Here is a 13,433-nt window from a genome sequence, read left to right as displayed (position 1 = left end):
GTCCCCGAGACCGGGTCGGCCGCTGCGGCGGAGGCGGTGTCGGGACGGATCTGGACGGTGCCGAACGCGCTGAGTTTCGCCCGGCTGCTGGGCGTGCCGCTGTTCCTGTGGCTGGTCCTGATCGAGGCCGACTGGTGGGCCCTGGGCGTGCTGGTGTTCGCCGGCCTGTCGGACTGGCTGGACGGCAAGCTGGCCCGCGCGCTGGAGCAGACCAGCAAGCTGGGCACCGTGCTCGACCCGGCCGCCGACCGGCTCTACATCCTGGCGACCCTGGCCGGGCTGACGGTCCGCGACATCATCCCGCTGTGGCTGGTGGCCGTGCTGGTCGCCCGGGAGGCGGCGATCGTCCCGATCGCGCCGATCACCCGCAGACTGGGGTACTCGGGCACGCTGCCGGTGCACTTCGCGGGCAAGGCCGCGACGCTGTGCCTGCTGTACGCCTTCCCGCTGCTGCTGCTCGGCGACCACGAGGGCTGGGCGGCCACCGCCGCGAAGGTCATCGGCTGGTCGTTCGCGATCTGGGGGACGTTCCTGTACTGGTGGGCGGCCCTTCTCTACTGGGAGCAGACGCGGCGACTGGTGCTGGCCGGCCGCGCCGGCCCCCCGGGGCCCCCGCCGCGCCCGCCCGGAGAGAGCGACCCGGGCCGCCCGCCCGGCGAGACCGATCCGGGACCTCCGGCCGGCGACCCGAAGGGAGCGCGGACACCGCGATGAAGGCCGTTGTGATGGCGGGCGGCGAGGGGACCCGGCTGCGCCCGATGACCGCCAACCAGCCCAAGCCCCTGCTCCCTCTCGTCAACCGGCCGATCATGGAACATGTGCTGCGCCTGCTCAGGCGGCACGGGTTCGGCGAGACCGTGGTGACCGTCCAGTTCCTGGCCGCGCTGATCCGCAACTACTTCGGCGACGGCGAGGAGCTCGGCATGGCGCTGAGCTACGCCACCGAGGAGATCCCGCTCGGCACCGCCGGCAGCGTCCGGAACGCCGCCGAGGCGCTGCGCGACGACCGCTTCCTGGTCATCTCCGGGGACGCCCTGACCGACATCGACCTGACCGACATGATGCGCTTCCACCGCGACAACGGCGCGCTGGTCACCATCGGGCTCAAGCGCGTCCCCGACCCGCTGGAGTTCGGCATCATCATCGTCGACGACGCGGGCCGCGTCCAGCGCTTCCTGGAGAAGCCGACCTGGGGCCAGGTGTTCTCCGACACCGTCAACACCGGCATCTACGTCATGGAACCCGAGGTGCTCGACCACGTCGCCGACGGCACGGCCGTCGACTGGTCCGGCGACGTGTTCCCCGCGCTGCTGGCCGCGGGCGCCCCGCTCTACGGCTACGTCGCCGACGGCTACTGGGAGGACGTCGGCACCCACGCCAGCTACATGAAGGCCCAGGCCGACATGCTCTCCGGCCTGGTCGACGTCGACATCGACGGCTTCGAGCTGTCCCCCGGCGTGTGGGTCGGCGAGGGCGCCGAGGTCGACGCCGAGGCCGTGCTCAAGGGCCCGCTGTACATCGGCGACTACGCCAAGGTCGAGGCGGGCGTGGAACTGCGCGAGTTCACCGTCCTCGGCAGCAACGTCGTCGTCAAGGAGGGCGCCTTCCTGCACCGCGCCGTCGTCCACGACAACGTCTTCATCGCCCCCTCCACCAACCTGCGCGGCTGCGTGATCGGCAAGAACACCGACATCATGTCCGGCGCCCGCGTGGAGGAGGGCGCGATCGTCGGCGACGAGTGCGTCATCGAGGCCGAGGCCTACGTCTCCAGCCAGGTCAAGGTGTACCCGTTCAAGACGATCGAGGCCGGCGCGGTCGTCAACACCAGCGTCATCTGGGAGTCCCGGGGGCAGCGCAGCCTGTTCGGCCCGCGCGGGGTGTCCGGCCTGATCAACGTGGAGATCACCCCGGAGCTGGCGGTCCGGCTGGCCGGCGCGTACGCCACCACCCTGAGGAAGGGCACCGCGGTCATCACCGGCCGGGACGCCTCGCGCGCCGCCCGCACCCTCAAGCGCGCGATGATCAGCGCGCTGACCTCCACCGCGATCGACGTCCAGGACCTGGAGGCGTGCGCGCTGCCGGTGGCGCGGTTCGCGACCGCCCGGGAGGACTGCGCCGGCGGCCTCTACATCCGCACCACGCCCGGCGACCCCCAGGGCGTCGACATCATGTTCCTGGACCCCGACGGAGCCGACCTGTCCCAGGCCGCGCAGCGCAAGCTGGAGCGGGTCTTCGGGCGGCAGGAGTACCGCCGGGCGTTCCCCGGCGAGATCGCCGAGCTCACCTACCCGGCGCGCACCATCGAGACCTACACCCGCGACCTGCTGCGCCGCGTCGACATGACCGGCGTCCGCGAGGCCGGGCTGAAGATCGTCCTGGACTGCGCGGGCGGCACCGCGTCCCTCGTGCTGCCCACCCTGCTCGGCCGCGTCGGCGTGGAGGTGCTCACCCGCAACAACCGGCTGGACGAGGCGAACCCCACCGAGACCCTCGCCGAGCGGATGCGCGACCTGCAGCGCCTGGGCGAACTGGTGTCGTCCTCGCGGGCCGCGTTCGGCGTGCGGTTCGACCCGGTGGGGGAGCGGATCTCCCTGGTCGACGAGAGCGGCGAACTGATCGGCGACGACCGCGCCCTGCTCGTCATGCTGGACCTGGTCGCCGCCGAACGCCGCGGCGGCCGCGTCGCCCTCCCGGTGACCACGACCCGCGTCGCCGAACAGGTCTGCCGCTTCCACGGCGTCCAGGTGGAATGGACCTCCACCTCCCAGGACGTGCTCACCAAGGCCGCCACCCGCCCCGACGTCGTGTTCGCCGGCGACGGCCGGGGCGGGTTCCTGATGCCGGAGTTCTCCACGACCGTGGACGGCATCGCCGCGTTCGTCCGGCTCGTCGGTCTCGTCGCCCGCACCCGGCTGACCCTGTCGCAGATCGACCGGCGCATCCCCGAGGCCCACCTGCTGCGCCGCTCCATCCCCACCCCGTGGGCGGCCAAGGGCGGCGTGATGCGGCACGTCGTCGAGGCCGCCGGCGACCGCGGCATCGACACCACCGACGGCGTCCGCGTCGTGGAGGAGGACGGCCGGTGGGCCCTGGTCCTCCCCGACCCCTCCGAGGCCGTCACCCACCTCTGGGCCGAGGGCCCCGACGCCGACGCCGCCCAGGAGACCCTGGAGGAATGGGCGGCGGTGGTGGAGGAGGCGGGGGCTTGAGATCACGAGGTTCCAGGCGGGGAGTGGGCGATCTTCGTGAGGGTGGTCAGGGCTTCTTCCAGGACTTCGGGGGGCGGGGAGGCCAGGCCGAGGCGGACGGCGTTGGGAACGGGGGAGCGGCCCGCCCCGACCATGAACGCGGCGCCCGGGGTGACGGCGATGCCCTCGCGGGCGGCCGCGGCCACGAACGTCTCGGCGCGCCACGGCGCGGGCAGATCCCACCAGCGGAAGTAGGAGCAGGGGGCGCCGCGTACCCCGGCTCCGGGCAGGTTCGACGCGGCGATGCGCCCGCGGGCCAGGGCGTCGGCGCGCTTGGCGGCGCCGATCGCGGCGACCGTGCCGTCGGAGATCCAGCCGGTCACGGCTTCCAGCGCGTAGCCGCTGGGGGTCCACGCGCCTGAGCGCAGGGCGGTGGTCAGGGGCTCCGGCAGCGCGGGGGGCGTGACGGCGATGCCGACGGTCAGGCCCGGGGCGAGGCGCTTGGAGAGGCTGTCGATGAGGATCGTGCGGTCGGGGGCGTGGGCGGCCAGGGGCGGGGGAGCGTGCTCGTCCAGGAAGGCCCAGACCGCGTCCTCGATCGCGTGCACGCCGAGGTCGTCGAGGGCGGCGGCCAGGTCGGCGCGGCGTTGGGCGGGCATCGTGGTGCCGTACGGGTTGTGCAGCGTCGGCTGCACGTAGAGGGCCTGGAACGGGGCGCGGCGGTGCGCCGCGGCCAGTGCCTCCGGGCACAGCCCGTGCCGGTCGGTGGGGATGGGCGTGAGGGTGACGCCCAGGCGGGCCGCGATCGCCTTGATGACCGGATAGGTGAGGTCCTCTACGGCGAGCCGGCCTCCGGTGGGCACGAGCGCGGAGACGGCTCCGGCGATGGCCTGGCGGCCGTTTCCTGTGAAGAGGATCTGCTCAGGGGCGGGGCGCCAGCCGGAGTGTGCGAGCAGGTCGGCCGTTACGGCGCGCGCGGCGGGAGTGCCGGTCGGGCCCACGGGACGCAGCGCCGCCTCCAGGACGTCAGGGCGCTGCAGCCGTTCCAGGCTCGAGGCGAGCCGCCCGGCCTGGCCCGGTACTGAGGGGTGGTTGAGCTCGAGGTCGACCCGTGCGGCGGACGGCTCGGTCAGGGGAGGGGAGGGGGCGGGCTCGGCGGCCCGGACGAACGTGCCGCGCCCCACCTCGCCGACGACGAGGCCGCGCCTGCCCAGCTCGGCGTAGACGCGGGCGGCGGTGGAGGCCGCGATGCCGTTGCGGCGGGCGAACGTCCGCTGCGGCGGGAGGCGGTCGCCGGGGCGGAGCCGCCCCGTCGCGATCGCGGCCGCGATCCGGTCGGCCACGTGCCGGTAGTCGTCCATGGGTCCGTTCTTCTTCGCTCCGAAAGTCTCTTTGCTCCGAGTGCAATTCCCATTATTGCTCCGAGATCGTCCGGGGTCCTAGGGTCGTCCCGGAACGAAGGGGGTGCCATGGTCACGTCGACCGCGCTGGCCGGGATCGTCGTCGTGGGGCTCGGGCTGGTCCTCACACCCGGGCCGAACATGATCTATCTGGTGTCGCGGTCGGTGACCCAGGGGCGGCGGGCCGGGCTGATCTCCCTGGGCGGGGTCGCGACCGGGTTCGTGGCCTACGTGCTGGCCGCCACCGCCGGGCTGACCGCGATCTTCACGCTGGTCCCGGCGATCTACACTGGCATCAAGGTCGCGGGGGCCGCGTACCTGCTGTGGCTGGCCTGGCAGGCGGTCCGGCCGGGCGGCGCCTCCGCGTTCGCGCCCAAGGAGCTGCCCCCCGACCCGCCGCGCCGGCTGTTCACGATGGGCCTGGTCACCAACCTGCTCAACCCCAAGATCGCCATCCTGTACGTGTCGCTGCTGCCCCAGTTCGTCGACCCCGAGCGCGGCGGCGTCGCGCTGCAGAGCCTGCTGCTCGGCCTCGCCCACATCACGGTGGCGATCGGCGTGAACGGCCTCATCGTCCTCGGCGCCGGGTCGATCGCGGCCTTCCTGGCGCGGCGGCCGTTGTGGCAGCGCGCCCAGCGGTACCTGATGGGGTCGGTCCTGGCCGGGATGGCCCTGCACCTCGGCCTCGACCGCTCCCGCGCCGCCGCCTCGGTCGCTCCGTGACGGCGGAGCGGGGGAGCCTCACGGGATGAGTGCGGAGGCGCGTCGACGGTCGCCGGCGACGGCGGGACGCGCAGCAGCCGCGCCGCCCACCCCGGCAGCCACCAGTTCCACCCGCCGAACAGCGACACCAGGGCCGGCACCAGCAGCGCCCGCACCACCGTGGCGTCCAGCAGGATGCCCAGCCCCAGCCCGGTCGCGAAGATCTTCACCTCCACGATCGGCGCGGCGGCCAGCGAGGCGAAGGCCAGGAGAGGATCAGCCCGGCGCCGGTGACCAGCCGCCCGGTCCGGCACCGCCTTCAGCGGCAGCAGCAGCGAGCGGAACGTCCGGGCCAGCAGCACGAACGTCAGCAGCCCGACCACCGCCAGGATCAGCGGGAACATGCCGTACACCGTGTCGGTGAAGTCCAGGTCGGCGGCACGGCCGCGCGGATCGCGCCCACGGTGTCCTTGCCCGCGCCGGTGCCGCCCTCCGCGACCGGGACCACGGTGATCAGGGCGGTGCCGTCCCGCCGCCACTCCGGCCCGGCGGAGGCGGCGACGGCGTGCACGCCCGGCAGCGCGCGCAGGCGGCCGGCCACGGCGGCGGGGCCTGCCGAGTCCGGGACGACCACGTCCACGGGCGTGAGGACGCCCGTGCGGATCCGCGCGGCGCGGAGGGAGGTCAGCCCCTCATAGGCGGGCCCGGACTTCGCCAGCGCCCCGCTGTGCGCCTCGCCGAGGTTCATGCCGAGCGCGGCGAAGGCCGGCCCGCCCAGCAGCGCGGCCGAGGCGAGCACGGCCGGGACGCGGAACCTGATCACCGTGCGGGTCCACGCCGTCCACGCCCGCCCGGCGCCGTCCCGGTCCCCGCGCGCGCCGCGGCGGCCGAGGCGGCGGCGGTCCAGCCGGGGACCGGCGGCGGCCAGCACGACCGGCAGCAGCGTCAGCGCGGCCAGCGCGCTCACCGCCGGAATGATCATCCCGCCGTAGCCCACGCCGCGCAGGAACTCCAGCGGCACGACCAGCATCACGATCAGCCCGATCGCGACCGCGACGGCGCTGGACACGATCGCGTGCCCGGCGGTCGCCATCGCCCGGCGCACCGCCTCCTCGCCCTCGTGCCCGGCGGCCCGCTCCTCCCGCCACCGCGTGACCAGCAGCAGCGAGTAGTCGACGGCCACCCCGAGCCCGATCAGCGCCACCACGGACTGCACCATGAAGTTGACGTCGGTCACGCCGGTGATCCCGTACACGACCAGGAACGACGCCAGGATCGACACGATCGCGACGACCAGCGGCACGAGCGCAAGCAGCGAGCCGAACACGAAGGCCAGCACCACCAGCGCGCCCAGGCCGCCCACGACCGTCTCCACCAGCACGCTGGGCCCCTCGCCGCCCGCGCCCTCCTCCAGCGCCTCGATGCCCGTGACGCGGATCGAGGCGCCCGGCGGCAGGTGCGGCCGCATCACCTCGGAGAGGACACCGGTCAGGTCGGGCCCCTCGGCCATGCGGTCCCCGCCGCCCGGACCGCCCGCCTCCTGGCGGAGGAAGACCAGGCCGGCGGTCGTCCGGCCGTCCGCGCCCACCAGGCGCCGGTCGCCGCCGTCGGCGTAGGAGACCGTCCGCGCCCCGAGGCGCTCCTCGGCCGCCGCGAACGGCCGCCGGACCCCGGGTGCGTCCACGTCCCCGCCCGCCGGGAGCGTGATCACCGGGACGAGCGGCTTCTCGGCGCCGCCCGTCCCGTACGTCCGCGCGATCGCCGCGTTGGCGTCGCGGGCCGCCGACCCCGGCGGCGTGAACTCCTCCTTGAGCCGGTCGGTGACCTGCACGGCGGCCAGGGCGCCCGCGCAGGCGACCACCAGCCACAGCAGGCCGATCAAGAGCTTGTGCCGCAGCACGAAACCGAACAATCCGTTCATGCCGACCAGTGCAGCGGCCCGCTCTTCGAGAGCCGTGCGAGCGTTCCTAAGGACCGCTGTGAATCCCGCCCGGGGCGCCCCTTCACAGCGATCTCACAGGGATCTCACAGAAAGCCGGCACCGCGCGCACGGACGAGCCGGGCGAGACTGGCGGCGTGACGACCACTCCTCCCACGGCGGCAGCGCCCGCGCCGCCCCCCTCCCGCCCGACCCGCGTCCTCGTCGCCGACGACGAGGGCTACCTGGCCGACCTGGTCTCGACCGCGCTGCGCTACGAGGGGTTCGAGACGGCCGTGGCCAGCACCGGGGGCCGAGGCCGTACGCCGAGGTCGCCTCGTTCGGGCCCGACCTGATCGTGCTGGACGTGATGCTCCCCGACGGGTCGGGCGTGGACGCCTGCGCCCGGCTGCGCCGCGACGGCCACCGGGTCCCCGTGGTGTTCCTCACCGCCCGCGACGCCACCGAGGACAAGATCAGGGGGCTGACCGCCGGCGGCGACGACTACGTCACCAAGCCGTTCAGCCTGGAGGAGCTGATCGCGCGGATCCGCGCCGTGCTCCGCCGCGTCCGCCCGCCGGAACGGGAGGCGCGGCCGGCGTTCGCCGACACCCCCCGCCTGCCCGCCGACCTGCGGCCCGCCCGGATCACCCCGGACAACCCCGACGGCGAGCGGTTCACCCGGATCGAGGCCCGGGTGCGGCCCGGCGGCGGCGACGAGGAAGAAGGGCCGTTCGGCCGCGGCGTGCCCGACTGGCGGATCCGCACCGCCTGGCTCCCCGAGGGCCGCGGCACCCTCGTCATGGCGATGCGCACCACCGAGCAGGACGAGCTCCTCGGCCGCACCCTCGGCATCCAGGTGACGGTCACCGCGGCCGTCCTGGCCGGGGTCGGCCTGCTCGCCTGGCGCGCGGTCCGCCGCGCCACCCGCCCGCTGGAGGAGATCGCCGAGACGGCCGGGGCGATCGGGGACGGCGACCTGTCCCGCCGCGTCCCCGCCTCCGGGCCCCGGACCGAGGTGGGACGCCTCGGCACGGCCCTCAACGCCATGCTCGCCCAGATCGAGTCGGCCTTCCGCAAACGGGAGTCCTCGGAGGAGCGCCTGCGCCGGTTCGTCGCCGACGCCTCCCACGAGCTGCGCACGCCGGTGGCGACCGTCCGCGGGTACGCCGAACTGTTCCGGCGCGGCGCCGCCGACCGCCCGGGAGACCTGGCCAAGGCGCGCCTCGACCAGGGCCGCCCCCTGGAGAACGCGCCCGTCGACCTGGCCGCGCTCGCCGCCGACGCGGTCGCCGACGCCTCCGCCGTCGAGCCGGACCGCCCCCTCGCCCTCGAGGCCGCGGGGCCGGTCATCGTGCGCGGCGACGCCGAACGGCTCCGCCAGGTCCTCGGCAACCTCCTCGCCAACGTCCGGCGGCACACGCTTCCCGGCACGCCCGCGACCGTCCGGGCCGAGGCCGGCGAGGACGGCGCCGTCCTCGAAGTGACCGACGAAGGCCCCGGCCTGGACCCCGCCGACCGCGCCCGGGTCTTCGAACGCTTCTACCGCGCCGCCGGACGCACCGGACGCACCCCCGACCACGGCGGCGCCGGCCTCGGCCTCTCGATCGTCGCGGCGGTCGCCGAGGCCCACGGCGGCCGGGCCCAGGCCGCCTCCGCGCCCGGCGGCGGCGCCGCCTTCCGCGTCGTCCTCCCGCCCCTCTCACCGCCCGACGCGCCGCCCTGACCTGCGCGCGGATTTGGCGGCGCTTGCCATGATGGGGCGGTGCAACGGCGACGGGAGGACCCCGGGGAGCGGCAGGGATGGCGGCGTCCCGACGCCTCCATGTCCCTGCTCGCGGACCTGTTCGCGGGCAGGGCGCTCGATCCCGGCTACGCCGAGGCGGCCGCACGGCGCCAGGCCGCCGAGGGCGAGGACGGCGCACCGGACCCTGGACACGGGCCCGGAAAGGACCGCTCCAGACGGCGCGGCCGCCTCTTCCGGGCGGGCGTCCCCGCCGTGCTGGCCGCCATCGGCCTGCTGGCGGCCGTCGCCGCCGCCGAGGTGCGCCGCAGCGAGCCCGTGGCGGCCTCACAGCGCTCCCGGCTGGTCGCCGAGATCCGTGACCGCACCGCCCGCACCGACGACCTCCAGCGCCGCGTGGACGCGCTCCGGGAGCAGACCCAGCGGCAGCGGGCCTCCGCGCTGGCGCGCAGCGCCGCCGGGCGGCAGGCCCGCGAGGACGTGGCCGCCGCGGGGAACGCCGCGGCCGCCACCGCCGTGACCGGCCCCGCCCTGGTCCTCGTCGTGGACGACGCGCCGCGCGAGGACGCCGCGGAGCGCCGGGACCGTCCCGACGAGGGGCGCGTCTATGATCAGGACCTCCAGATCCTGGTGAACGGGCTCTGGGCGGCCGGGGCCGCGGCCGTCGGCGTCAACGGGCAGCGGCTCACCCCCACCACGGCGATCCGCACCGCGGGGGAGGCCGTCCTGGTCGACTACCGGCCGCTGAGCGCCCCGTACGAGGTGACCGCGATCAGCGGCGCCGCGGGCGGCCCGGAGGCCCTGGAGCGGGCGTTCCGGGACTCGGCCGCCGGCCGCCGCGCCCGGCTCCTGGAGGAGCGCTACGGGATCCGGGTCGAGATCGGCGTCCGCGACCGCGTGCGCCTGCCGGGCGCCGGCGCGCTGCGGCTGCGGTACGCGCGGCCGCCCGCGACCGGGCCGGGGGAGGACCCGTGAGCGGCGCCGCCGCGCGACGGGGGAGAGGGGAACCGACGGTGATCGCCCTGATCGGGCTGGTGATCGGGATCGTGCTGGGCCTGGTGCTGGACCCGGCCGTGCCGCTGTGGCTGCAGCCGTACCTGCCGATCGCGATCGTGGCCGCGCTGGACGCGATGTTCGGCGGCGTCCGCGCGCGGCTGGAGGGGATCTTCGACGAGAAGGTCTTCGTCGTCTCCTTCGTCGCCAACACCGTGATCGCCGCGCTGATCGTCTTCCTGGGCGACCAGCTCGGCGTGGGCTCGCAGCTGTCCACCGGCGTCGTGGTGGTCCTCGGCATCCGGATCTTCTCCAACGTGGCCGCGATCCGCCGGAAGCTGTTCGGCGCATGAGCGATGAACCCGAGGACACCGAGAAGACCGAGGAACGAGGCGCGGGCGCGCGGCTGCTCGGGCTGCTGCGTCCCCGCCGGACCTGGGGCCAGCTCGTCGCCGGACTCCTGTGCCTGCTGGTCGGCTTCGCCGCGGTCGCGCAGGTGAGGTCCAACCAGCGGGACACCACGTTCGCCAACGCCCGCCAGGACGAGCTGGTCGGCGTCCTGTCAGATCTGTCACAGCGCTCCGAACGGCTCCGCGGCGACCTGCGCGAGCTGGAGGAGACCAAGGCGGGCCTGGAACGCGACGCCGAGGGCGAGACCGCGCTGCGCGAGGCGCGGGAGCGCGCCACGACCTACGGGCTGCTGGCCGGCACCCTGCCCGCCGAGGGCCCCGGCATCGAGCTGGTGATCGCCGACCCGGCCCGCCGGGTGCGCGCCGTCAACCTGCTGGACGCCCTGCAGGAACTGCGCGACGCGGGCGCCGAGGTGATCCAGGTCAACCAGGTCCGGGCCGGCACCGCCACGTACTTCCTCGACACGCCCGGCGGCGGGATCCAGGCCGACGGCGCGCAGCTCACGGCCCCGTACCGCTTCCTGGTGATCGGGGACGCCCACACCATGACCACCGCCCTCAACATCCCGGGCGGCGTCGTGCGGACCCTCCAGGGGGTCGGCGCCACGACCGCCGTCACCCCCCGTACCGAGATCGAGATCCGTGTCACCCGGCCGGGCTGACGCGCGCTCCCGGGGCGTGATGTTGATCATGCCGCCGCAGGTCGGCGGCCCCGCGGACCCGCCGTCGGCCCTCCGGGCCGCACCGCGCGACGCCCGGGAGATCGGCACGCGTCCGCGCGGCGCCGTAGACCTGCGATCATTGACGGCGGTAGCTTGGGGGGCAGCCGGCTCACCGTTCCAGTTGACCCCTCGGGCCTCACCCGCGTAAGTTGCGGCAACCGTCGTGTTGGTGGGCGGCGGGAAGGACCGTGGTCGGGGGCGGGTCCCCGGCGTGGGTTGGTACAGGATGCGCGTGGCGCAGGACGGGGCATCGCGAGAGCGGGCCGGCGGCCGGCGGCACGCCGATGGTAGGAGGCCGAGCCGATCGATGCCGAGCGTCTACTGCACGCAGTGCGGTCACGCCAACCCGGATGATGCCCGCTTCTGCTCGAACTGCGGCTCTCCGCTGACGCGGAGCGCCCCCTCGCCCACGCCGTACCGGGAGTCGCCGGGGGAGTCCACCTCCACCATCTCCATCGGCGGGCTCGAGGCACTGGAGGCCGATCAGGGAGCCGCCGAGGAGACCGCGGGGCCCGACCAGATCGCCGTGGAGGCGCTGCCGCCCGGCACCGCCCTGCTGGTCGTCAGGCGCGGCCCCAACGCCGGCAGCCGGTTCCTGCTCGACAAGGACCGCACGTCGGCCGGCCGGCACCCGGAGAGCGAGATCTTCCTCGACGATGTCACCGTGTCGCGGCGGCACGCGGAGTTCGCCCGGGAGGGCGGCGCGTTCTACGTCCGCGACGTGGGGAGCCTCAACGGGACCTATGTCAACCGGCAGCGGATCGACCAGGCCGGGCTGTCCGGCGGCGACGAGGTCCAGATCGGCAAGTTCCGGATGGTCTTCCTGACCAACCCGCAGCACGGCTGACCGCCCGGCCCAGCCGCAGGGACGATGGGGACGCGACGAGGGGAGGGGCCATGAGCGCGCAGCCGGCGCGGGCCCTCATGACGATCGGGGACGTACTGGGACGGCTGCGGCCCGAGTTCCCCGACATCACCATCTCCAAGATCCGTTTCCTGGAGGCGGAGGGGCTGATCGAGCCGCAGCGCAGCCCCTCCGGCTACCGCAAGTTCGCGGACGCCGACGTGGAGCGGCTGCGGTTCATCCTGACCTCCCAGCGCGACCACTACCTGCCGCTGCGGGTCATCCGCCAGCACCTGGAGGCCCGGGACCGCGGCGAGCCGGTGCCGCCGCCCGCCCCCAGGGCCGGGCCCGAGCCCGGCCGTCCCGTCGTCCCGCCCCCCGCACGGCCGCTCGACGGCGCCCCCCGGCGGCCCCGCACCCTCGTCGCGGCCGACGCCACCGCCGAGGAGCGCGCGCCCGTCCGGCTCACCCGCCGCCAGCTGCTCGACGGCGCCGGGATCGACGCCGTCCTGCTCGCCCGGCTCGAGGAGTACGGCCTGGTCCGCCGCACCGCCGGCACCAACGGCCACTACGAGGGCGAGGCCCTCACCGTCGCGCGCACCGCCGCCGCCCTGGGCGAGTTCGGCTTCGAGGTCCGGCACCTGCGCGCCCTCAAGGCCGCCGCCGACCGCCAGGTCGGGCTCATCGACCAGGTCGTCGCGCCGCAGCTGCGCCGCCGCGACCCGGGCGCCCACGAACGGGCCACCGAGACCGCCCGGGAGATCGCCGCGCTGGCCGTCCGACTGCACGCCGCCCTGGTCTCCACCGGCCTCAGGGAAAGTCTCGACCCTTGATTCTCGCATTTCGCAGGATTTTCCCCGGCGGTCGGCGCGACGCGTGGTCCGACCCTGGGTGTACGTTGGCTAGAGGGTTCGGTCAAGGATCGGTCCGGGCACGGTGATCGAGACAGCGAGGACCAGCAGGGAGCCGCAGTGAAGCAGATGGAGGTCGTCGGCGTCCGGGTCGAGATGCCCTCCAATCAGCCCATCGTCCTGTTGAAGGAGACGGAGGGCGACCGCTACCTCCCGATCTGGATCGGGGCGGTCGAGGCGACCGCGATCGCCTTCGCCCAGCAGGGGGTGCTACCGGCCCGTCCGCTCACCCACGACCTGTTCCGCGACGTGCTGGAGTCCCTCAGCGTGCAGTTGCGCACGGTCAACATCACCGCGCTGCGCGAAGGGATCTTCTTCGCCGACCTGGTGTTCTCCAACGGCGTCGAGGTCAGCGCGCGGCCGTCCGACTCGATCGCGCTCGCGCTCCGCACCGGCGCCACCATCTTCGCCAGCGACGACGTCCTGGAGGAGGCCGGGGTGGCGATCCCCGACGAGCAGGAGGACGAGGTCGAGAAGTTCCGCGAGTTCCTCGACACGATCTCCCCGGAGGACTTCGGCCGCGCCGGCTGAGGCGGGTCATCGTGGGGGACGACCCCCCACACCCCCCCCGGTACGGCGCGAAGCGCCTCCTCCGCTCGCC

13 protein-coding genes are annotated in these 13,433 nt (G+C 74.8%); 11 read left to right on the top strand and 2 right to left on the bottom strand.

Annotated features, from left to right (window positions below; translation table 11 throughout):
* Window positions 1–36: 36 nt before the first annotated feature.
* The gene (locus ACFPZN_RS07815; protein ID WP_378281199.1) at window positions 37–714 is read left to right on the top strand and encodes a CDP-alcohol phosphatidyltransferase family protein; all 678 of its coding nucleotides are present in this window, start codon (window positions 37–39) and stop codon (window positions 712–714) included.
* Window positions 711–3,209 (top strand): sugar phosphate nucleotidyltransferase, encoded by a 2,499-nt coding sequence (locus ACFPZN_RS07810; RefSeq protein ID WP_378281128.1) that lies wholly within the window; start codon window positions 711–713, stop codon window positions 3,207–3,209. Before ACFPZN_RS07815 ends, ACFPZN_RS07810 begins: the two co-directional genes overlap by 4 nt.
* A gap of 2 nt (window positions 3,210–3,211) precedes the next feature.
* Here the strand turns inward: ACFPZN_RS07810 and ACFPZN_RS07805 are convergent, their stop codons facing one another.
* Window positions 3,212–4,549 carry an aminotransferase-like domain-containing protein gene (locus tag ACFPZN_RS07805; protein ID WP_378281127.1) on the bottom strand — a complete coding sequence of 446 codons (1,338 nt, stop codon included), beginning with the start codon at window positions 4,547–4,549 and terminating at the stop codon, window positions 3,212–3,214.
* A gap of 108 nt (window positions 4,550–4,657) precedes the next feature.
* Between ACFPZN_RS07805 and ACFPZN_RS07800 the strand changes: the two genes are divergently transcribed.
* Window positions 4,658–5,311 (top strand): LysE family translocator, encoded by a 654-nt coding sequence (locus ACFPZN_RS07800; protein WP_378281126.1) that lies wholly within the window; start codon window positions 4,658–4,660, stop codon window positions 5,309–5,311.
* 370 nt (window positions 5,312–5,681) lie between these two features.
* Here ACFPZN_RS07800 and ACFPZN_RS07795 read toward each other — a convergent pair whose 3' ends face one another.
* A complete protein-coding gene (locus ACFPZN_RS07795) occupies window positions 5,682–7,211 on the bottom strand; it encodes an MMPL family transporter (RefSeq protein WP_378281125.1) in 1,530 nt (509 codons plus the stop codon).
* Window positions 7,212–7,366: 155 nt separating this feature from the next.
* Between ACFPZN_RS07795 and ACFPZN_RS07790 the strand changes: the two genes are divergently transcribed.
* From ACFPZN_RS07790 to ACFPZN_RS07755, 8 genes are all read left to right on the top strand, one after another.
* A complete protein-coding gene (locus tag ACFPZN_RS07790; protein ID WP_378281124.1) occupies window positions 7,367–7,564 on the top strand; it encodes a response regulator in 198 nt (65 codons plus the stop codon).
* A 14-nt stretch (window positions 7,565–7,578) separates the two neighbouring features.
* Window positions 7,579–8,934 carry an ATP-binding response regulator gene (locus ACFPZN_RS07785; RefSeq protein ID WP_378281198.1) on the top strand — a complete coding sequence of 452 codons (1,356 nt, stop codon included), beginning with the start codon at window positions 7,579–7,581 and terminating at the stop codon, window positions 8,932–8,934.
* A gap of 39 nt (window positions 8,935–8,973) precedes the next feature.
* A complete protein-coding gene (locus tag ACFPZN_RS07780) occupies window positions 8,974–9,927 on the top strand; it encodes a DUF881 domain-containing protein (RefSeq protein WP_378281123.1) in 954 nt (317 codons plus the stop codon).
* A 38-nt stretch (window positions 9,928–9,965) separates the two neighbouring features.
* The gene (locus tag ACFPZN_RS07775) at window positions 9,966–10,298 is read left to right on the top strand and encodes a small basic family protein (RefSeq protein WP_378281122.1); all 333 of its coding nucleotides are present in this window, start codon (window positions 9,966–9,968) and stop codon (window positions 10,296–10,298) included.
* Window positions 10,295–11,017: a DUF881 domain-containing protein gene (locus ACFPZN_RS07770; protein ID WP_378281121.1), complete on the top strand. Its 723-nt coding sequence runs from the start codon at window positions 10,295–10,297 to the stop codon at window positions 11,015–11,017. The genes ACFPZN_RS07775 and ACFPZN_RS07770 overlap by 4 nt, the downstream gene beginning before the upstream one ends.
* A 367-nt stretch (window positions 11,018–11,384) precedes the next feature.
* Window positions 11,385–11,924, top strand: a complete 540-nt coding sequence (locus ACFPZN_RS07765) for an FHA domain-containing protein (protein ID WP_378281120.1) — start codon at window positions 11,385–11,387, stop codon at window positions 11,922–11,924.
* Between the two features lie 50 nt (window positions 11,925–11,974).
* Window positions 11,975–12,754, top strand: coding sequence for a transcriptional regulator FtsR (gene ftsR, locus ACFPZN_RS07760; protein WP_378281119.1), 780 nt, complete (start codon window positions 11,975–11,977; stop codon window positions 12,752–12,754).
* A 138-nt stretch (window positions 12,755–12,892) separates the two neighbouring features.
* Window positions 12,893–13,363: a bifunctional nuclease family protein gene (locus ACFPZN_RS07755; RefSeq protein ID WP_378281118.1), complete on the top strand. Its 471-nt coding sequence runs from the start codon at window positions 12,893–12,895 to the stop codon at window positions 13,361–13,363.
* Window positions 13,364–13,433 lie beyond the last annotated feature (70 nt).

The organism is Actinomadura rugatobispora, from assembly GCF_042656285.1.
GTDB lineage: Bacteria > Actinomycetota > Actinomycetes > Streptosporangiales > Streptosporangiaceae > Spirillospora > Spirillospora rugatobispora.
The sequence above is the reverse complement of the archived record's forward strand: the minus strand, read 5'-3'. Positions and strand labels throughout refer to the sequence as shown.